This is a genomic window from Enterobacter cloacae complex sp. IR5384 (assembly GCF_049237265.1).
Taxonomy (GTDB): Bacteria; Pseudomonadota; Gammaproteobacteria; order Enterobacterales; family Enterobacteriaceae; genus Enterobacter; species Enterobacter cloacae.
Map to the genome: position 1 here is coordinate 25,101 of NZ_JBMKHJ010000009.1, position 20,010 is coordinate 45,110.

Annotated in this window: 19 protein-coding genes; 13 read left to right on the top strand and 6 right to left on the bottom strand. The window is 55.5% G+C overall.

The window, feature by feature from the left end; translation table 11 throughout:
• The first annotated feature begins 32 nt into the window (after positions 1 to 32).
• The 3 genes from ACOTX3_RS09980 to ACOTX3_RS09990 all read left to right on the top strand — a co-directional run bounded on the left by ACOTX3_RS09980 (position 33) and on the right by ACOTX3_RS09990 (position 3,885).
• The gene (locus ACOTX3_RS09980; RefSeq protein ID WP_058678517.1) at positions 33 to 1,202 is read left to right on the top strand and encodes a pyridoxal phosphate-dependent aminotransferase; all 1,170 of its coding nucleotides are present in this window, start codon (positions 33 to 35) and stop codon (positions 1,200 to 1,202) included.
• Between the two features lie 10 nt (positions 1,203 to 1,212).
• Entirely contained in the window at positions 1,213 to 1,986 is a 774-nt protein-coding gene (locus ACOTX3_RS09985) for an ABC transporter substrate-binding protein (protein ID WP_014831878.1), read from the top strand.
• Positions 1,987 to 2,229: 243 nt separating this feature from the next.
• Entirely contained in the window at positions 2,230 to 3,885 is a 1,656-nt protein-coding gene (locus ACOTX3_RS09990) for a glucan biosynthesis protein D (protein ID WP_013096654.1), read from the top strand.
• Between the two features lie 139 nt (positions 3,886 to 4,024).
• Here ACOTX3_RS09990 and ydcK read toward each other — a convergent pair whose 3' ends face one another.
• Positions 4,025 to 5,005 carry a YdcK family protein gene (gene ydcK / locus ACOTX3_RS09995; protein WP_127869257.1) on the bottom strand — a complete coding sequence of 327 codons (981 nt, stop codon included), beginning with the start codon at positions 5,003 to 5,005 and terminating at the stop codon, positions 4,025 to 4,027.
• A 122-nt stretch (positions 5,006 to 5,127) separates the two neighbouring features.
• On the opposite strand from ydcK, the gene tehA reads away from it, so the two are divergent.
• Together tehA and tehB are read left to right on the top strand one after the other, a co-directional pair.
• Positions 5,128 to 6,129, top strand: a complete 1,002-nt coding sequence (gene tehA, locus ACOTX3_RS10000) for a dicarboxylate transporter/tellurite-resistance protein TehA (RefSeq protein WP_013096651.1) — start codon at positions 5,128 to 5,130, stop codon at positions 6,127 to 6,129.
• A complete protein-coding gene (tehB, locus tag ACOTX3_RS10005; RefSeq protein WP_038419393.1) occupies positions 6,129 to 6,722 on the top strand; it encodes a tellurite resistance methyltransferase TehB in 594 nt (197 codons plus the stop codon). The genes tehA and tehB overlap by 1 nt, the downstream gene beginning before the upstream one ends.
• Here tehB and pepT read toward each other — a convergent pair.
• Positions 6,719 to 7,948 (bottom strand): peptidase T, encoded by a 1,230-nt coding sequence (pepT, locus tag ACOTX3_RS10010; RefSeq protein ID WP_058678516.1) that lies wholly within the window; start codon positions 7,946 to 7,948, stop codon positions 6,719 to 6,721. The two genes, tehB and pepT, sit on opposite strands and share 4 nt — an antisense overlap.
• Positions 7,949 to 8,058: 110 nt before the next feature.
• Here pepT and ACOTX3_RS10015 point away from each other — a divergent pair, with 110 nt between their 5' ends.
• Together ACOTX3_RS10015 and ACOTX3_RS10020 are read left to right on the top strand one after the other, a co-directional pair.
• On the top strand, positions 8,059 to 9,654 hold the full coding sequence (locus ACOTX3_RS10015) for an ABC transporter substrate-binding protein (RefSeq protein ID WP_058678515.1): 1,596 nt from the start codon (positions 8,059 to 8,061) through the stop codon (positions 9,652 to 9,654).
• Positions 9,655 to 9,788: 134 nt separating this feature from the next.
• Positions 9,789 to 10,463 (top strand): DUF3313 domain-containing protein, encoded by a 675-nt coding sequence (locus tag ACOTX3_RS10020; protein ID WP_013096647.1) that lies wholly within the window; start codon positions 9,789 to 9,791, stop codon positions 10,461 to 10,463.
• A gap of 32 nt (positions 10,464 to 10,495) precedes the next feature.
• On the opposite strand, the gene ACOTX3_RS10025 is transcribed toward ACOTX3_RS10020, so the two are convergent.
• Positions 10,496 to 11,392 carry a DMT family transporter gene (locus tag ACOTX3_RS10025; protein ID WP_020688599.1) on the bottom strand — a complete coding sequence of 299 codons (897 nt, stop codon included), beginning with the start codon at positions 11,390 to 11,392 and terminating at the stop codon, positions 10,496 to 10,498.
• Between the two features lie 175 nt (positions 11,393 to 11,567).
• Between ACOTX3_RS10025 and ACOTX3_RS10030 the strand changes: the two genes are divergently transcribed.
• Positions 11,568 to 12,440, top strand: coding sequence for a helix-turn-helix domain-containing protein (locus tag ACOTX3_RS10030; protein ID WP_013096645.1), 873 nt, complete (start codon positions 11,568 to 11,570; stop codon positions 12,438 to 12,440).
• Here the strand turns inward: ACOTX3_RS10030 and ACOTX3_RS10035 are convergent.
• The gene (locus ACOTX3_RS10035) at positions 12,420 to 13,781 is read right to left on the bottom strand and encodes a benzoate/H(+) symporter BenE family transporter (protein WP_308937182.1); all 1,362 of its coding nucleotides are present in this window, start codon (positions 13,779 to 13,781) and stop codon (positions 12,420 to 12,422) included. The two genes, ACOTX3_RS10030 and ACOTX3_RS10035, sit on opposite strands and share 21 nt — an antisense overlap.
• On the opposite strand from ACOTX3_RS10035, the gene ACOTX3_RS10040 reads away from it, so the two are divergent.
• Positions 13,678 to 14,205, top strand: a complete 528-nt coding sequence (locus ACOTX3_RS10040) for a helix-turn-helix domain-containing protein (protein ID WP_013096643.1) — start codon at positions 13,678 to 13,680, stop codon at positions 14,203 to 14,205. The genes ACOTX3_RS10035 and ACOTX3_RS10040 overlap by 104 nt on opposite strands.
• An 80-nt stretch (positions 14,206 to 14,285) precedes the next feature.
• Positions 14,286 to 16,250 (top strand): peptidase U32 family protein, encoded by a 1,965-nt coding sequence (locus ACOTX3_RS10045; RefSeq protein WP_038419401.1) that lies wholly within the window; start codon positions 14,286 to 14,288, stop codon positions 16,248 to 16,250.
• Here the strand turns inward: ACOTX3_RS10045 and ACOTX3_RS10050 are convergent, their stop codons facing one another.
• A complete protein-coding gene (locus ACOTX3_RS10050; RefSeq protein WP_013096641.1) occupies positions 16,251 to 16,481 on the bottom strand; it encodes a DUF2554 family protein in 231 nt (76 codons plus the stop codon).
• A 250-nt stretch (positions 16,482 to 16,731) separates the two neighbouring features.
• On the opposite strand from ACOTX3_RS10050, the gene ACOTX3_RS10055 reads away from it, so the two are divergent.
• Positions 16,732 to 17,094: a hypothetical protein gene (locus ACOTX3_RS10055; RefSeq protein ID WP_023619540.1), complete on the top strand. Its 363-nt coding sequence runs from the start codon at positions 16,732 to 16,734 to the stop codon at positions 17,092 to 17,094.
• 157 nt (positions 17,095 to 17,251) lie between these two features.
• On the opposite strand, the gene ftrA is transcribed toward ACOTX3_RS10055, so the two are convergent.
• On the bottom strand, positions 17,252 to 18,253 hold the full coding sequence (gene ftrA, locus ACOTX3_RS10060; RefSeq protein ID WP_029883790.1) for a transcriptional regulator FtrA: 1,002 nt from the start codon (positions 18,251 to 18,253) through the stop codon (positions 17,252 to 17,254).
• Positions 18,254 to 18,326: 73 nt separating this feature from the next.
• Here ftrA and ACOTX3_RS10065 point away from each other — a divergent pair, with 73 nt between their 5' ends.
• Both ACOTX3_RS10065 and ACOTX3_RS10070 read left to right on the top strand, forming a co-directional pair.
• Positions 18,327 to 18,740 (top strand): rhodanese-like domain-containing protein, encoded by a 414-nt coding sequence (locus tag ACOTX3_RS10065; protein ID WP_020688607.1) that lies wholly within the window; start codon positions 18,327 to 18,329, stop codon positions 18,738 to 18,740.
• A 156-nt stretch (positions 18,741 to 18,896) separates the two neighbouring features.
• A complete protein-coding gene (locus tag ACOTX3_RS10070) occupies positions 18,897 to 20,000 on the top strand; it encodes a cobalamin-independent methionine synthase II family protein (protein ID WP_013096637.1) in 1,104 nt (367 codons plus the stop codon).
• Positions 20,001 to 20,010: the final 10 nt, after the last annotated feature.

Sequence of the window (20,010 nt, forward strand, 5' to 3'; positions counted from 1 at the left end):
TAGTTATGCAATCCCCATGAGAAGGATAAATGATGACCCTGAAGACCGCGGTACAAACCCGTTCCAAATTACCGGATGTGGGTACCACCATTTTTACCGTAATCGGCCAGCTTTCTACTCAGCACAACGCCATCAATCTTTCTCAGGGCGCACCGAATTTTTCCTGCGACCCGAAACTGATTGCGGGCGTAACCCGTGCGATGGAGGCAGGGCATAACCAGTATGCCGCGATGACCGGCCTGCAGCCTTTGAAAGAGCGTATCGCGGAGAAAATTGCCACCCTTTACGGCACCACGTATGACCCGGGGCGCGAGGTGCTGGTTACCGCCAGTGCCAGCCAGGGGCTCTATTCCGCCATCAGCGGGCTGGTGCATCCGGGCGATGAGGTGATCTACTTCGAACCGTCATTTGATAGCTACGCGCCGATTGTTCGCCTTCAGGGCGCCACCCCGGTCGCCATTAAACTCACGGTACCGGATTTTGCCGTGAACTGGGATGAGGTCCGCGCAGCCATCACCCCCAAAACGCGCATGATTATCATCAACACGCCACATAATCCAAGCGGGCAGGTGTTCTCCGCGAATGACCTGCAGCAGCTGGTGGCCGTGACGCGCAATACCGATATCATTATTTTGTCTGACGAAGTGTACGAGCACGTCGTTTTTGACGATGAGCCGCACCACGGTATGGCCACACACCCGCAGCTGGCGGAGCGTAGCGTCATTATCTCTTCCTTCGGAAAAACCTATCACGTTACCGGATGGCGCGTGGGGTACTGTGTTGCGCCGGCGGCACTGATGGAAGAGATTTGTAAAGTGCATCAATTTTTGATGTTTTCTGCCGATACGCCAATGCAGCATGCGTTTGCCGAACATATGACCGATCCGCAAACCTGGCTGTCGCTGGCGCCGTTTTATCAGCGCAAGCGCGATCTGCTGCAAACTCTGCTGGCTGAGTCGCCGTTTAAACTGCTGCCGAGCGCGGGCTCGTTCTTCCTGCTGGCAGATTACAGCCCATTCAGCGACGAGCCCGACAGCGAGATGGTGAAACGGCTGATCGTTGAGTGCGGTGTCGCGACCATTCCGCTGTCCGCTTTCTATACGGATGGTACGGACAATAAATTGATTCGTCTCTCTTTTGCCAAAGATGAGGCGACGTTACGGGCAGGTGCCCAGGCCCTGTGTCGGGTTGAACCACGCTAAGGAGTTTGAGATGAAATTACGCGCGTTAGTTGTCGGCATGGGACTGCTGTGTACGTTTTCGTCATTCGCGGCCACCGAACTGCGGTACGGACTGGAAGCGGAATATCCACCGTTTGAAAGCCGCAATGCCTCCGGCGAGCTGGAAGGGTTTGACGTTGAATTGGGGAATGCCATTTGCAAAGCCGCAGCGCTGAAATGCACCTGGGTGGAAACGTCCTTTGATGCGTTGATTCCGGGGCTGGTGGCCAAGAAATTTGATGCCATCAACTCGGCGATGAACATCACCGAACAGCGGCGCAAAAGTATTGATTTTACCCAACCTATCTACCGCATCCCCTCGCAGTTAGTGGGCAAGGCCGGAACCGCAGTAGAGGCGACACCTGAAGGGCTGAAGGGCAAAACCATTGGCGTGTTGCAGGGTTCCATTCAGGAAACCTATGCCAAAGAGCACTGGGAAAAGCAGGGTGTCACGGTAGTGTCGTATAAAGATCAGAATATGGCGTGGGGCGATTTGCTGAATGGCCGCATCGACGCCTCGCTGGTGATGTCCGCGGCTGGGCAGGCAGGGTTCCTGAGCAAGCCGCAGGGGAAAGGGTTTGGCTTTATCGGCAAACCGGTTTCTGACGACACCATCCTCGGCAGCGGGATCGGCTTTGGGCTGCGCAAAGGGGATGAGGCCACCAAAAAGCAGCTTGATGCCGCGATTGATAAAGTTCGTGCCGACGGCACGATCGCAAAACTCGCTGATAAGTACTTCCCGGGTATCGATGTCAGCGTAAAATAACCACCTCATTTCGCCCCGGTTGTCGATGTCGCACCGGGGCATTTTTCTTCACACTTTCCAGGCTTTCTTTACACCACTTTCGGGCCGTTCTGGTCGACAGAAAATATTTCTCACTTTGCTCATATAATCACCGGCCAACAATTGGATTCTTAACCGTTTTTGTTTAGGCTGTGCGTTCTTTCTTGCCGTCATTTCGCCGAGCGCGAAACACATTCACACGACCATAAGGACGTTTTTCCAGGCATGAATCGCAGACGTTTTTTACAAGGTTCGCTGGCAATGGCAGCCCTGAGCGGCACTTCTGGCCTTGCTTCACTGTTCTCCAGAGCGGCCTATGCCGCTGACTCTGACATCGCCGATGGCCAGAGCCGTCGTTTTGACTTCTCCGTACTGCAATCCATGGCCCATGACCTGGCGAAAACCCCGTGGGGTGGTGCGCCGCGTCCGCTGCCGGAAACGCTGGCAACCATGACGCCGCAGGCCTATAACGCCATCCGGTACGATGAAAAGCAGTCCCTGTGGAATAACATTGAAGGCCGTCAGCTTGACGTGCAGTTCTTCCACATGGGGATGGGCTTCCGCCGCCGCGTGCGGATGTTCTCCCTGGACCAGTCGACCTCTCAGGCGCGTGAGATCCACTTCCGCCCGGAGCTGTTCAGCTACGGGGATACCGGGGTAGATACCAAACAGCTGGAAGGGCAGAGCGACCTCGGTTTTGCCGGCTTTCGCGCCTTCAAAGCGCCTGAGCTGGCGCGTCGCGATATTGTCTCTTTCCTCGGCGCGAGCTATTTCCGTGCGGTAGATGACACTTACCAGTACGGCCTGTCGGCGCGTGGTCTGGCGGTGGACACCTTTACCGACACGCCGGAAGAGTTTCCTGATTTTACGGCCTTCTGGTTTGAAACCGTCAAACCGGGCGACACCACCTTTACCGTCTATACGCTGCTGGACAGCCCAAGCATTACCGGTGCCTATAAGTTCGTGATCCACTGCGAGAAGAGCCAGGTGATCATGGAGGTGGAAAACCATCTCTATGCGCGTAAAGACATCAAACAGCTCGGTATCGCGCCGATGACCAGTATGTTCAGCTGCGGCAATAACGAGCGCCGTATGTGCGATACCATTCATCCGCAGATCCATGACTCCGACCGACTGGCCATGTGGCGCGGTAACGGCGAGTGGATCTGCCGTCCGCTGAATAACCCGCAGAAATTGCAGTTCAATGCCTTTGTCGATAAAAACCCGAAAGGGTTTGGTTTGCTGCAGCTTGACCGGGATTTCTCCCACTATCAAGACGTGATGGGCTGGTATAACAAACGCCCAAGCCTGTGGGTGGAGCCGCGTAACGACTGGGGTAAAGGTGCGGTTGGCCTGATGGAGATCCCGACCACGGGTGAAACGCTGGATAACGTGGTTTGCTTCTGGCAGCCGGAAAAAGCGGTCAAAGCGGGCGATGAGCTGGACTTCAAATATCGCCTGTACTGGAGCGCCATGCCGCCGGTACGTTCCCCGCTGGCCAACGTCTTCGCGACGCGTACCGGTATGGGCGGCTTCCCGGAAGGCTGGGCGCCAGGTGAACACTACCCGAAAGTGTGGGCCCGCCGCTTCGCCATCGACTTTGTCGGCGGCGATCTGAAAGCGGCCGCGCCGAAGGGGATTGAGCCGGTGATTACGCTCTCCAGCGGTGAAGCGAAGCAGGTGGAAATCCTCTACGTTGAGCCGTTTGACGGATACCGCATTCTGTTTGACTGGTACCCGACGTCCGATTCGACTGAGCCGGTGGATATGCGCCTGTTCCTGCGTTGTCAGGGCGATGCCATCAGTGAAACTTGGCTGTATCAGTATTTCCCGCCAGCGCCGGACAAACGTAATTACGTTGACGACCGGGTCATGCGTTAACGATCGATTCCCTCTCCCTTCGGGTTGAGGGATCCCCATAAATAATGCATGCACAGACGGCCCCCTCTCCCTTTGGGAGAGGGCTGGGGTGAGGGGGAATGACAGCAGCAAAATCCGAAATTATCCCGGTATCTTCCCCCTATAGCGCGCCCAGCAGGGGCGTGCGGGTGATTCGACTCTCGCCGTTAACTACTTTTTCGCCGCACAGATGAATGCTGTCGCCGTCGAAAGCCTCAATGACGGCATCGTCGGTGATTTCAACGTGGTGCTCAATCAGTACGTCGCCGCTGATCCGCGCCCGCCCCTGAATCACGACCTTATCATCAATCATGATCGGCCCCCCGCGTAGCCACGCCTGACCGCCAATCAGCACGTGGTGCTTAATCACGCAGTTGCCTTCCACCACCGCATTCTCAGCCACCTGAGAGCTGTAGCGCACGGTAGGAATGGCATCGTCGTCGAATCCGGCAATCAGGCGCGCGTTGCCGTACACTTTTGCGCAGTCGCAGACCCAGACGTTATTGATATCGTTCCCTTCAAGAATGGCCTTGTCGAACACCTCGGCACGGTGCTCGATAAAGGCATAATTGACGATGGCCTCGCCGTAGATTTGCGCCTGATGCACCACGCGCGACTGGCTGACGGTCGCGTTGTCGTAGATTTTAAGGATCTGCTCCTGGTCTGGGGTTAAGCCTTTGGCGGCGATAATCATGCTGTTATGCAGCACCCGGGCATCACCAAAAATATGGCATTCCCCCCGTACGGTGGAGTTTTGAATGGTGACGTTGTCACTTATTCGCGCCCCATGGCTCACGTTTGCCCCGTCCAGCCAGCTGTTGCCGCTAATATGGGCATGGTCGCTGACGACGCACGGCAGGGTCAGACGCGCATTGCCCGAGACGGTCGCACCGGCGAAAACTACGCTGTTTTCGTCGTAGATCCAGCAGTTCCCCTCCTGAGACAAGGCGCGTTCATCCTCAATCCAGCCGCCTTTCGTCCCGGCGGCGACGTCATTAAAATCTGTCGTGGCGATAATCTGCTTTAACGTAGCCGAGTGGGGCGTTTCGCCATTTTTCCAGTGCCAGAGCCGGGTTTCATCGCTGAGCCGATATTTTTTCATCGTGTTATCCCTGGTGAGCGTCTTCACTAAACGTAGCAAACTTTCAGCTTTGCGTTGTGCTGGCATCCGAGGCGGAAACACCTTAAAATGGCATTTCAAATACATTTTAAATTTTAAAATTAATGAATAAAAATGACGAAACCCGGCAGGTACTTAACCTGCCCGCAGGTTATTTTGGCATGGTCCTTGGCATCATCGGCATGGGGTTCGCCTGGCGATACGCCAGCACCCTCTGGCCGGTTACGCGCTGGCCGGGTGAGGGGTTGGTTGCCCTTGCGGTGGTATGTTGGTTTTTACTGACGGTGGCGTTTATTACGCGCGCGGTGCGTTTCCCGCGTAGCGTGCTGGCGGAAATGCGACACCCGGTGATGAGCAGCTTTGTCAGCCTTTTTCCGGCCACCACGATGCTGGTTGCCATTGGGTTTGTCCCCTGGTACCGCCCGGTTTCGCTGGTGTTGTTTGCCGTGGGCGTGGTGGTGCAGCTTGCCTATGCCGCCTGGCAAAGCGCCGGGCTATGGCGCGGTAACCATCCTCAGGAGGCGACAACGCCGGGGTTATATCTGCCTACGGTGGCAAACAATTTTATCAGCGCGATGGCGTGTGGTGCGCTGGGGTTTAACGATGCAGGGTTAGTCTTCCTCGGCGCAGGCGTCTTTTCCTGGCTCAGCCTGGAACCGGTTATTCTCCAGCGCCTTCGCAGCGCGGGTGAACTGCCCACCGCACTGCGTACGTCGCTGGGTATTCAACTGGCCCCGGCGCTGGTGGCCTGCAGCGCCTGGATTAGCGTCAACGGCGGGGAAGCCGATACCTTTGCCAAAATGCTGTTCGGTTATGGCCTGTTGCAACTGCTGTTTATGTTGCGTCTATTGCCGTGGTACATGTCTCAGCCGTTTAACGCATCGTTCTGGAGCTTCTCGTTTGGCGTGTCGGCACTGGCAACCACCGGCCTGCATCTGGGGCACAGCAGCGCGTCAGGCTTTTTCCACGCCATTGCTGTGCCGCTCTTTATCTTCACTAACTTCATCATTGGGATGCTGTTGGTTCGTACATTCATCCTGCTGATACAGGGCAAACTTCTGGTGCGCACTGAGAAAGCACGGCTTATGCAATCTGAGGAACAATAATGGCTGTCGACGAAAACTACTTCACCGAGAAATATGGACTCACCCGTACCCATTCAGAGGTGCTGTACAGCGCAGAGATCGTTAAGCCCGGTAAAACGCTCGATCTCGGCTGCGGCAATGGCCGCAACAGCCTCTACCTGGCCGCTAACGGTTACGATGTGATGGCGTGGGATAAAAATCCCATGAGCATCGATAACATCGAACGCATTAAAGCGGCGGAAGGGATAGCGAATCTGCAGACGGCGATCAAAGACCTGAACAGCCTGAGCTTTGACGGGGAATACGATTTCATTCTCTCCACCGTGGTGCTGATGTTCCTTGAAGCGAAAACCATCCCTGGTTTGATCGCCAATATGCAGCGCTGCACGAAACCGGGCGGTTACAACCTGATTGTGGCCGCCATGGATACTGCGGATTATCCTTGTACCGTCGGCTTCCCGTTTGCATTCAAAACCGGCGAACTGAGCCACTATTACGAAGGCTGGGATCTGCTTAAGTACAACGAAGATCCCGGCGAACTGCATCGCACCGACGAGAACGGCAACCGCATCAAATTGCGCTTCGCGACCCTGCTGGCACGTAAACCCGCTTAACGGGCGGCCAGCAGACAGAGTTGCAGGGCTGTGTGGTAAGAGGCCTCGAACGACGACAGCGGCAGAAACTCAAACCGTGAGTGGAAATTGTGCGCGCCGGTGAAGAAGTTCGGGGTTAACAACCCTTTGGCTGAAAGCGCCGCGCCGTCTGTTCCGCCGCGCATCGGGGTGGGTTTGGGGGTGATCCCAAGGGATTCCATTGCCGCAAACATCAGGTCAATGGCCCGGCGATCTTCCCCAATCGCATTGCTGATATTGCTGTAGGTATCCTCAATCTGGTACTCCACCTTTGCGGTGGGGTGTCGGGCGGCAATCAGCGCCGCGACGTCGGCAATCTGCTGCTTACGGGCGGCAAAGCTTGCCTGATCGAAGTCGCGGATATTCGCTCTCAGTATGGCCTCGTTTTGCCCGGCCTGAATGCCGTTAAACCAGATATAGCCCTCACGCCCCTCGGTGCACTCCGGGGTTTGCTGTCGGTCAAAATGGTTAATGAAATCCGTCGCCATCAGCAGCGGGTTCACCAGCACGCCTTTGGCAGACATGGGGTGCGCGGTGACGCCGGTAAAACGGATTTCTGCCGCCGCCGCGTTAAAGTTTTCATAGACAATTTCGCCCAGCTCACAGCAGTCAATCGTCCAGGCAAAATCAACGTCGAAGCGCTTCAGATCCAGCGCTTTTGCCCCCTTCAGGCCAATCTCCTCATCCGGTACAAACGCAACCACGATATCCCCATGCTGATGCGCCGACGTCAGGTTTTCCAGCAGGGTCATCACCACAGTCACGGCGGCTTTATTATCTGCGCCTAATACGCTGGTTCCATCGCTGAAAATAATCTCTTCGCCGGGATAGGCCAGAATTTCCGGATGCTCATTGACGCGAAGCCAGATCTCTTTCTCTTTATTCAGACAGAGGTCTTCACCATTAAAGGTTAATATTTGTGGATGAATATCCGGTGATAATCCCACGTCAACGGTATCAATATGGGTAATAAATCCAATCCGCGGCGCGCCGGGCACATTGCCTTTTTTTACCGCGGTGACCGTGGCAAATTCATCGATGGCAATGTCGTCTAAGCCCAGCTGTGTCAACTCTTTGGCCAGTTCTCGCGCCATCTCATGCTGGCCCGGAGTGGAAGGGAGAGTGCTGACTTTTGCATCGCTCTGGCTGGTGATGGCGAGATAACGGAAAAAGCGTTGCGTTAATTGTCTGGAAAGCGGCGAGCCCATAGTGTTTTCTTCCTTATTTATTTTTCGGGTGTTTGCTCCTTCACTTTAATGTTATTTATGAAATGGCAAAAGAATTAATTAGCCGTCGAATTAAAAGACAGGAATAAATGATGAAAAGCAAACTCACAACATTAACCCTGGCACTCGCCGCGCTCACGGTCAGTTCCACCGTAGCCGCGAAAACGCTGGTGTATTGCTCCGAAGGGTCTCCGGAAAATTTTAATCCTCAGTTATATACCTCGGGTACCAGCGTGGACGCCAGCGCGGTGCCGGTCTATAACCGGCTGGTCGATTTCAAACCTGGCACCACGGAGCTGGTGCCGAGCCTCGCGGAGCGCTGGGAGGTGAGCGAAGACGGCAAGGTCTATACCTTCCATCTGCGCAAAGGGGTGAAATTCCAGAGCAATAAGTCCTTTACGCCAACGCGCGACTTTAATGCCGATGATGTGATTTTCTCGTTTATGCGCCAGAAGGATGTTAATCATCCGTACCATAACGTCTCTAACGGCAGCTATTCCAACTTTGAAAGTCTGGAGTTTGGCAGTTTAATCACCGCGATTGATAAAGTGGATGACCATACCGTGCGCTTTACTCTGGCGCACCCGGAAGCGCCATTTGTCGCCGATCTGGCGTGGTATTTTGCCTCCATTCTTTCGGCGGAATATGCCGACGCGATGCTCAAGGCGGGCACGCCGGAGAAGGTGGACATGGAGCCCATCGGCACCGGCCCCTTTAAGCTGGCGCAATACCAGAAAGACTCCCGCATCCTGTTCACCGCCTTCCCGGACTACTGGCAGGGGAAATCGAAGCTGGATCGGCTGGTGTTTACCATTACGCCGGATGCGTCGGTCCGTTTTGCCAAAATCGAGAAAAACGAATGTCAGGTGATGCCGTTCCCGAACCCGGCCGATCTGCCACGGATGAAGGCGAACAAGGATATCAATCTCATGAGCAAGGCGGGGCTGAATACCGGCTTCCTGGCGTTCAATACCCAGAAGCCTCCGCTGGATAATGTGAAAGTGCGCCAGGCGCTGGCGATGGCCATCAACAAACCGGCCATTATTGACGCCGTGTTCCACGGCACTGGCACGGCGGCGAAGAACCTGCTGCCGCCGGGGGTATGGGGGGCCGACAGCGAGCTGAAGGATTACGAATACGATCCCGAAAAAGCCAAAGCGCTGTTAAAAGAGGCCGGTTTTGCCAACGGTATCAGCATCGATTTATGGGCGATGCCGGTGCAGCGCCCCTATAACCCGAATGCGAAACGCATGGCGGAGATGATTCAGGCGGACTGGGCGAAGGTGGGCGTACAGACCAAAATCGTCACCTACGAATGGGGCGAGTACCTGAAGCGAGTGAAGGGCGGCGAACATCAGGCCGCGCTGATGGGCTGGACCACGGCGACCGGCGATCCGGACAACTTCTTTGGTCCACTCTTTACCTGCACCTCGGCGAACGGCGGTTCAAACTCGGCCAAATGGTGCTACAAGCCGTTTGATGACATCATCGCCGAGGCAAAATCGATAACCGATCATGACAAACGCGTGGCGCTGTATAAGCAGGCTCAGCAGATGATGCACGATCAGATGCCCGCGGTGATGATCGCCCATTCCACGATTTTTGAACCGGTTCGTAAGGAAGTCACGGGGTACGAAATCGACCCGTTTGGCAAACATATCTTCTGGCAGGTTGATATCAAACCATGATTTTTCACTGCCCGTCGCATGGCGGGCAGACTTTTCGCAAATTGTGCTCCCGGCATCATTTTTTGTCACAACAAACCCGCCTGACTTTTGCTATAACTTCAAATGCATACTTGCAGATAACATGGAAAACCATCATGCGTACTCACACTTTTTTTAAAGTTGCAGTGCTTTCTGGTCTGTTGGCGCTGGCGGGGTGTTCATCCAAGGTCGCCGCGCCTGAACAATACTCCGGCTTTTTGAAAGATTACTCAGGCTTGCAGCAAACGACATCCGCAACGGGTAAACCAACCCTGCGTTGGGTGGATCCTTCTTATAACGAAGCAAATTACGACAGTATCATCTGGACGCCGATTACCTATTATCCGGCACCTAAACCGACCACTCAGATTGGTCAACGTACGCTTGATGAGCTGTTAAATTACACCAATAACAAAATGAAAACCGCGATTGGCCAACGCAAGCCAATTGTGACGACGCCGGGCAAACACAGCCTGATTTTCCGCGGGGCGATCACCGGGGTGAGCTCGCAGAAAGAAGGTCTGCAGTTCTATGAAGTGGTGCCTGTTGCGCTGGTGGTGGCAGGTACGCAGATGGCAACCGGCCATCGCACCATGGATACCCATCTCTTTTTCGAGGGTGAGTTGATTGATGCGGCGACGAACAAACCGGTAATCAAGGTAGTTCGTAAAGGTGAAGGTAAAGAGCTGAACAACGAAAATTCACCAATGACCTTCGCGACGCTGAAGCAGGTTGTTGATGACATGGCGACGGACGCCACCATGTTTGATGTGCATAAAACAGCGAAATAATCATATACGGCCTGCAAGCGCAGGCCGTTTTTTTATGCCGTACGCAGGCGTCTGAACCAGGTTTCCGGTCTGGTAAACATCACCATATTCCCGCCCAGAATCAGCAGTAACCCGATAATGCCGTTAATGTGCCAGACGTAGCCTTCATACACCGTGGAGATGGACAGCGCCACCAGCGGGAAGAGCAGGGTACTGTAGGCCGCTTTGCCCGGACCAATGCGTCCGACCAGGGTGAAGTAAGCGCCAAAGGCAATCACCGAACCAAACAGGGCCAGATAGACCAGCGCCCCCATGTAGCTCATCGTCCATTGCGGCGCGAAGCTGTCGCCTCTGAACAGCGCGATGCAGCCCATCACCAGCGTGCCGTAAAGCATCGCCCATGCGTTGGTGGTCATCGTCTCTAGCCCTCTGCGCTGATGCCGCATGCTGATCATGTTGCCCAGCGAGAAGCCGTAGGTGCCGAGTGCGGAAAGGCCAATGCCCGTCAGCAGCGATACGCTCCAGCCGCTGGCCAGCAGATCGTCCCAGAAGAGGGTGATGATCCCCACCAGACCCAGGGCGGCGGCTGTCCAGAAACGCGCGGGTGGACGCTGTCCGAAGAAAATAAAACTGTTGATGGCGTTATAGAGCACCGCCATGGAAAATATCACCGACTCCAGGCCAGTGTTAATATGCGCCGCTGCCGTGTAAAAGCACCAGAAGTTGAAGCAAAACACGCAGCATCCTTGCAGCACGCAGAACAGATGATCCCGCAGCGCCAGTTTACGCAGGCGGCCAAGCGCCAGGAGCACCACCATCATCGTGGCGCTGGCCAGCGCAAAACGCCAGAAAATGGACACCGGGGCCGCCACAGGACCCTGCTGCAGGAAAATTGCAATCCAGGTGGTTCCCCAGATAACCACCACCAGTCCGTATAACAATGCGTTCATGTTGTCTCTCTTCTCAAACCACGGAAACCCACAGTATGGCGACGAGGGCGTTGGCAGGCTTTCACCGTCCTGCGGCGGACTTGCAAAATCTTGCGCTTTTTTCTGTTCCGGGGTCTGGCAACGTGAAGCAACAATTCTTAGACTGACATTCTGATTCACAGACGCGCTAACGGTTATGTCACACGCTTACGATACCTTTGAAACGCTACGCCAACAGAACGCCGTGCTGCGGGAAACCGTTGCGCTCAATTCCGGTATCCAGCTGGCGGCGTGGTACAACAAGCGCGACACGATCACTGTAAAAAGTAATCATCACACCCTGAGCCTGTACGTGGCGGACGGTTATGAGAGCTATCAAAAAACGCCGGGCGGCTGGAAAAACGGCGGCGGGCCGGATCGTTTTTGTCTGATGCCGAAAGAGAGTGAGTCGACGTGGGATATTCGCGATGACCTGTCGTTTGTCCACCTCTACTGCACCGATGACCATCTGCGCGATGTGGGTGAAAAAATCTGGGACAAACGCCCGCTGTCGTTGACGCTGGATGAAAAAATCTTTGGCAGCGATGCAAAAATCACTGCGCTCTATCGTCAGTTTTTGCTCGGCTGTGACTGGCAGCAAAAAGCCAACCAGCTGACGCTCAGCACGGCCTCGACGCTGCTGCTGACCCATCTGCTGCAGAACTATTCGAATGTGCAGTGGAAGCTGCCGGTGGTCACCGGCGGGCTATCGCCGTTTGTACTGCGCAACGTGCTGGCCTTTATCGAAGAGAACCTTGCTCAACCGCTCACGCTGGCTGAACTGGCGGCGCAGGCCGCGCTCAGTGAGTACCATTTTGCCCGCATGTTCCGTCAGTCGACGGGGCTGGCACCGCACCAGTACGTGATGCAGCGCCGCATGGAGAAAGCCAAAACGCTGGTGCAGCATACGGCGACGCCGCTGACGGATATTGCACTCGCCTGTGGATTCAACTCCGCCAGCCACTTCAGCAACCGCTTTCGCAGCGTGATGGGGATGACGCCTTCACAGCTACGCGCGGCGAAAGCGTGATAAAACGGCGAAGCACACGCCTCCCAGCACCAGCCCCCAGAATGCAGAGCCAATCCCGAGCAGCGTCACGCCGCTGGCGGTCATCAGAAACGTGACAATCGCCGCGTCACGCTCCGTTTCGTTATGCAATGCCTGATACAAACTCCCGCTGATGGTGCCCAGCAGCGCCAGGCCTGCCAGCGTCTGGATCCAACTCGGCGGCAGGGCCGCCATCAGCCCGGTAAGGGATCCCCCGAATACGCCCGCCAGCAGATAAAAACCGCCTGCCGCCATCGCTGCCAGCCAGCGTTTACTGGCATCCGGATGCGCATCCGGGCTCTGGCAAATGGCTGCGGTAATGGCTGCAATGCAGATGGAGTAGACGCCGAAGGGCGAAAGCAGCAGCGCCAGCCCGCCGGTCGCGATCATCAGTGGAGATACCGCTAGTGGATAGCCCGACGCTTTCATCGTGGCGACACCGGGCGCATTTTGCGACGCCATGGTCACGAGGAAAAAGGGCAAGCCGATACTGACCAGGCTGGTGAGGTTAAACGCAGGTGCAATGAACTGGGGCATGACGAGGGAAAGGGTGAGTCGGTTTGTGACAACGTCACCGCCCGCCCAGGCCACCACGCTCCCTGTTATCAGAGTCGCCACAATGGCGTAGCGTGGCGCCAGCGCTTTGGCGACCAGCCATGCCGCAATCATGCTGCCGCACAGCAGAAAATGGCCGTCGAGGTGACTGAACGTCTGCAGGCCAAAGCGCAGCAATACGCCTGCCAGCATCGCGGCGGCAAGCGAATGGGGAATAAGCTTCATCAGGCGGGCGAAGAGTCCGGTCAGGCCGCACAGTAAGATCAGCCCATTGGCGAAAATGAAAATGCCGATGGTTTCTGCAAGCGTTATCCCGTGCAGACTGGTAGCCAGCAGCGCCGCGCCGGGGGTTGACCAGGCGGTGAGCACCGGGGCTTTATACCACCATGACAGGGCGAGCGTACTGATCCCCATGCCGAACCCCAGTGCGGTCATCCAGCCGGCGATCTGCTGTGCGCTGGCACCTGCGGCAGCAGCAGCCTGCCAGATGATGGCGGCCGAGCTGGCATAACCGACCAGAACGGCAACAAATCCGGCAAGAATGGCGGGAAAAAGAGGGGCTGACTGGCGCATAATATCTCCGTTGTGCGTTATAACGTCCGCAATAAGGTAGCACTGTGCGTTATAGCGTACAAGTGGTATGCTTACCCCCTCGGGAGGAAACATGGAAATCACACAACATCTTGCTACAACACTCAAGACGCAGCGCCAGGCGCGCGGCTGGAGCCTGTCAAAGCTGGCAGAAGAGACGGGGGTGTCAAAAGCCATGCTGGGACAGATCGAGCGTAATGAATCCAGCCCAACGGTGTCGACGCTGTGGAAAATTGCCACGGGGCTAAACGTCCCGTTCTCGGCGTTTATCACGCCGGAGGCAGACCGGCAGGCGGTGTTCGACCCGCAGCAGCAGGCGATGGTGGTGAAACCGCTGTTCCCGTGGGATGAGACGCTGAAGTTCGATCATTTCTCCATCATCCTGGCGCCCGGCGCACTGAGTGAATCCACGCCGCACGAGGCGGGAGTGATTGAACACGTGGTGGTAATAAGCGGTGAACTGGAGATGAAAATTGACGGCGAATGGCGAACCCTTTACCCCGATCAGGGCGTGCGTTTTGCCGGGGATAAACCGCATGCCTACCGCAACAGCAGCAGCCGACCGGTGCATTTTCACTCCCTGATTCATTATCCCCGCTAAAGGCTCGCAAAACTGTTTCGCTGATGCATACTTCTGACTACAATAGCCGCCATTTTGACCATAACGGATAACGACGAAGTATGCGCCTGCAATCCCATCATCTTGAACTTTTAAGCCCGGCCCGCGATGCCGCCATCGCCCGTGAAGCGATCCTTCATGGGGCTGATGCCGTCTACATTGGCGGTCCTGGCTTCGGTGCCCGCCATAACGCCAGCAACAGCCTGAGCGATATTGCCGAGCTGGTGCCGTTCGCCCACCGTTTTGGGGCGAAAGTGTTCGTGACCCTGAACACCATACTGCATGATGATGAACTGGAGCCTGCGCAACGTCTGATCACCGATCTCTACCAGACCGGCGTGGATGCCCTGATTGTTCAGGACATGGGCGTACTGGAGCTGGATATTCCGCCAATTGAACTGCACGCCAGTACCCAGTGCGATATTCGCACCGTCGAGAAGGCGAAGTTTCTCTCCGATGCGGGCTTTTCCCAGATCGTGCTGGCGCGCGAGCTGAACCTGAATCAAATCCGCGATATTCACCAGGCGACGGATGCCACCATTGAGTTCTTTATCCACGGTGCGCTGTGCGTGGCGTATTCCGGGCAGTGCAATATCTCCCACGCGCAGACTGGCCGCAGCGCCAACCGCGGAGACTGCTCTCAGGCATGCCGTCTGCCGTATACCCTGAAAGACGATCAGGGCCGCGTGGTCGCCTTCGAAAAACACCTGCTGTCCATGAAGGACAACGATCAAACCGCCAACCTGGGCGCACTGATTGATGCCGGTGTGCGTTCCTTCAAGATTGAAGGGCGCTACAAAGACATGAGCTACGTGAAGAACATTACCGCCCATTATCGTCAGATGCTGGACGCCATTATTGAAGATCGCGGTGACCTGGCGCGCGCGTCTGCCGGTCGCACCGAGCATTTCTTTATTCCGTCGACGGATAAAACCTTCCACCGCGGCAGCACGGACTACTTCGTCAATGCCCGTAAAGGCGATATTGGCGCGTTTGATTCACCGAAGTTTATCGGTTTACCGGTGGGTGAAGTGCTGAAGGTCGCCAAAGATTATCTCGACGTGTCGGTGACCGAACCGCTGGCGAACGGGGATGGTCTGAACGTGATGATCAAACGTGAAGTCGTGGGCTTCCGTGCTAATACGGTGGAAAAGACTGGTGAAAACCGCTATCGCGTCTGGCCAAACGAGATGCCTGCCGATCTCTATAAAGCACGTCCTAACGCCGCGCTGAACCGTAACCTTGACCACAACTGGCAGCAGGCGCTGCTGAAAACCTCCAGCGAGCGTCGCATTGCGGTGGATATCGAGTTAGGTGGCTGGGAAGAGCAGTTGATCCTGACCATGACCTGTGAAGACGGCATCAGCGTCACGCATACTCTCGACGGTCTGTTTGAGGTGGCGAACAATGCAGAAAAAGCCCTCAACAGCCTGAAGGATGGCGTGGCGAAGCTGGGACAGACCATTTACTATGCGCGCAACATTGCGGTAAATCTGCCGGATGCGCTGTTCGTGCCAAATAGTCTGCTGAACCAGTTCCGCCGGGAAACGGCAGAGATGCTGGATGACGCGCGACTGGCGAATTATCCCCGCGGCAGCCGTAAGGCGGAAACCGTGCCAGCGCCCGTTTACCCCGAGTCGCATTTATCGTTCCTGGCGAACGTGTATAACCATAAAGCGCGCGAGTTTTATCATCGCCACGGCGTGCAGTTAATTGATGCTGCCTATGAGGCGCACGAAGAGAAGGGTGATGTGCCGGTGATGATCACCAAACATTGTCTGCGTTTTGCCTTTAATCTTTGCCCGAAACAGGCGAAAGGCAATATTAAGAGCTGGAAAGCTACGCCAATGCAGCTGGTGAATGGCGACGAGGTGCTGACCCTCAAATTTGATTGTCGTCCGTGTGAAATGCACGTTATTGGCAAAATGAAAAACCATATTTTCAAAATGCCGCCACCGGGCAGTATTGTTGCCTCCGTGAGCCCCGACGAACTGATGAAAACCCTGCCGAAACGTAAGGGTAATTAATTAACGAAAGTGAGTACCCGGTTTGCGCGATTTTTGCCACAGGTGATGTTCGCGCAAACCCTCTGCTGATTCCTCCGCTGCGCTGCGTAATTCATCACTGTCTGCCTCGTGCCGGAGTTGATGATCAACATTCTTAACCCACAAATATTCATGGCCTTTGTGTCCTGCCATCAGCTGGCCGGAAAACAGGGCGCAGACCAGCATCATAAGCGTTAACCCCTTTTTGAACATGGACTTCCCCTTCAATAAAAATGCCACGCTAGCATGAACGTAGTTTCGTAGGGTTATTATTGGCATTTTCAAATTAGCGCAAAGAATACGTCATGTTGCGCGAACAGGATATATTTTGCGCGTAGTGAGATTTTTCTTAAAAAAGAATTATCTTTGTCATACCCTAAAATTTGGTATCAAAATATGGCAGAGGTTTAAGGATTAATCTTATATAATAAGATTTCTCTGACAAAGGAATGGATCTGATTCAATGAAAAAAGTCATGTCAATAGCGCTTCTGGTGGTTGCCGTTGGGGCTGTTGTAGGTATGAACGTTAACTGGAGTGGCGAACCGGATTATATTCAGTCAGCGGAAGCTCGGGTCGGTTCTTATTTAACCAGCGACTACGGACGCGTGGCGTGTAATAGCAAGCAAATTGATGACGAGCGTTGGGAATTAGGGTGTACCAATCCGTCGAAAAGTAAAACATTTCAGTTTGCTGTTTTTTCAGCAGATAAAGCACCGTATGGCGTCTCGCGTCCATTCTATCTGGAAGCGATTAACGATGATGCAAAACAGAGCGCGGAACAGGGCCTGATGCGCTATCTGCAAATTAATACCAAAGCGGGTTAATGGCTCTGTTTAGCTTTTGTTGAGTTCAGGCATGTTAGGTTGTTATTGATCCGCTGCCCGGCATGGAGTGTCGGGACGTAGACATGAAAATACAAATCTATCCATGCAAGCATTTACCGCCAGATTATGGCGGTTTTTTTTGCCTGCGAACCGGCCATCAGCGTGGCGGGCGGGCAAACTGTTTACGGTACTGCGCAGGGGAAAGCGCGAACTGCTGGCGGAAATGGTGACGCAGGGTCGCTGCCTGTCCAAATCCGGTTTGTTCAGCAATGCTGTCGATGCTGAGACGGCTGCTCTCAAGATAATCTTTTGCCCGCAGGAGTCGTTCATTTAGCAGCCAGCGCGCAGGCGTGGTGCCTGTGGCAGCCTGAAAGCGGCGCAGAAAGGTGCGCTGGCTCATGCCGACGCGACGCGCCAGCGAATCCACGCTGTGAGAAACGCTCAGGTGGTTGTGCAGGAAGTCGAACAACTGTCCCAGACGCTGGCTCTCCCGCAGCTGTGCCACCGGGCGACTCAACTGCTGCGGCTGGGAGCCATCCCGGTGGGGAGGGATCACCAGACGGCGCGCGACGCTGTTGGCGGTTTCCATACCGTAATCCCGCCGCACCACGTGCAAACAGAGATCGATGCCTGCCGCGCTTCCTGCAGAGGTCAGAATATCGCCTTCATCCTGATACAACACATCCTCGACCACGCCGATCGCCGGATAACGGGCTTTCAGCGCCTCAATATAGCGCCAGTGGGTGGTGGCTTTACGCCCGTTCAGCAGACCTGACGCGGCCAGAACAAACACCCCGGAACAGATAGAAAGCAGCTGGCAACCGCGCGCATTGGCCCGGCGTAAGGCCTCGCAGAGCGCCGCGGGAACAGGCGCATCCATCCCTCGCCAGCCCGGCACAACGATCAGGTCTGCCGATTCCAGCAGATCAAGCCCCCCGTCGGTCAGGATGCGGATCCCACCGGTTGCCCGAAGCTCACCGTCATCAATGCCCGCCACCGCAAAACGATACCATTCGTCGCCCAGCTCGGGACGTGGCAAACCGAAGATTTCCACCGCCACGCCAAATTCAAAGGTACACAAACCGTCATAGGCCAGTACCACCACCTGCGGGCGGGAAACCTGTCTTAAGTTTGTCATCTTTTTGCTGTTTTCTGGCATAAGCGGACGCATTCACGTGATCAATTTCTGGATAGAGTAGTGTTAACACAAACGCCAAAGATGAGGAAGGATCATGAGTTATGTTACTGAATTTCCGGCTGCCGAGCCGCAGGAAGCCGTTACCCATTTTCTGCGTCGCCTGAGCGTCGAAACAGACTGTGCCGATGTGCACCATGCGCTGACGAATAACGAGCAGGACTTTGTGTTGCTGCATGTTGTCGGGAAACCTGAGCAGTTTGCCCGTCGTCATGTGCCCGGCGCGATACATATGCCCTGGAGCCAGATTACTGAGGCGCGCATGGCGCAGTGGCCGGCCGATACGCTGTTTGTGGTGTACTGCGCGGGGCCGCACTGTAACGGCGCGGACAGAGCCGCGCTGAAGCTGGCGCGTCTCGGACTGCCGGTGAAAATCATGATTGGCGGCATCACCGGCTGGGAGGACGAACAGTACGCGTTCGCCAGTAGCGAAACCGCTGCCGTGCTGTGAACATGAATAAATTTCAACTGTCGTGAAATTTTCTCGTTTGCCGGGATACAGCAGGTATGTCATCTTTTTTGGACATTTAGACATCCAGAAGTCTAAAGCTTCAAGAGATGAATTATCACTGCTGGCAATTATCGCCGGCAGACAGAGGAGATTTCCATGCAGCGACAGCACGCCCCATACCGCGCCGATGTAGTCGGCAGTTTTTTACGCCCGGATGCCATCAAACAGGCTCGCCAGCAGTTTGCCCGCGGTGAGATTGATGCCGGGCAGCTTCGCGCGGTGGAAGATGACGCGATCCGCCAGGTGGTCGAACAGCAGTGCGCCTGCGGCCTGCACGTGGTCACCGACGGTGAGTTCCGTCGCGCCTGGTGGCACTTCGATTTCTTCGATGGTCTGCAGGGGGTTGAGCGTTACGATTCACAGCAGGGCATTCAGTTCAACGGCGTGCAGACCAAAGCGCACGGCGTGCGCGTCACCGGCAAGCTGGGCTTTGGCGATCATCCGATGCTGGAAGACTTCCGCTATCTGAAAAGCATCAGCGGCAACGCGCAGCCAAAAATGACCATTCCCAGCCCGAGCGTGCTGCACTTCCGTGGCGGTCGCAAAGACATCGATGCGACGGTCTATCCTGATCTGAATGACTATTTTGACGATCTGGCCACCACCTGGCGCGACGCCATCCGGGCATTTTATGATGCAGGCTGTCGCTATCTGCAACTGGATGATACCGTCTGGGCCTACCTCTGTTCGGATGACCAGCGTCGTCAGATCCGCGAGCGCGGGGAAGATGCCGATGAGCTGGCGCGTACCTATGCCCGCGTGCTGAACAAGGCGCTGGAAGGAAAACCAGACGATTTGACCATCGGTCTGCATGTCTGTCGCGGTAACTTCCGCTCCACCTGGATTTCCGAAGGCGGCTATGAGCCGGTGGCCCAGGTGCTGTTCGGCACGGTGAACGTCGATGCCTTCTTCCTGGAGTACGACAATGACCGTAGCGGTGATTTCGCACCGCTGCGCTTTGTCCGCCCGGGCAAGCAGCAGGTGGTACTTGGGCTGATCACCACCAAAAATGGCGAGCTGGAAAACCCTGAAGGGGTGAAGGCGCGCCTGGAGGAGGCGGCCAGATACGTGGCAAAAGAGCAGATCTGCCTCAGCCCGCAGTGTGGTTTTGCCTCCACCGAAGAGGGCAACACCCTGAGTGAAGCCCAGCAGTGGGACAAAGTGCGTCTGGTCACACAGATCGCCAGCGAAGTCTGGTAATCCCGTCGTC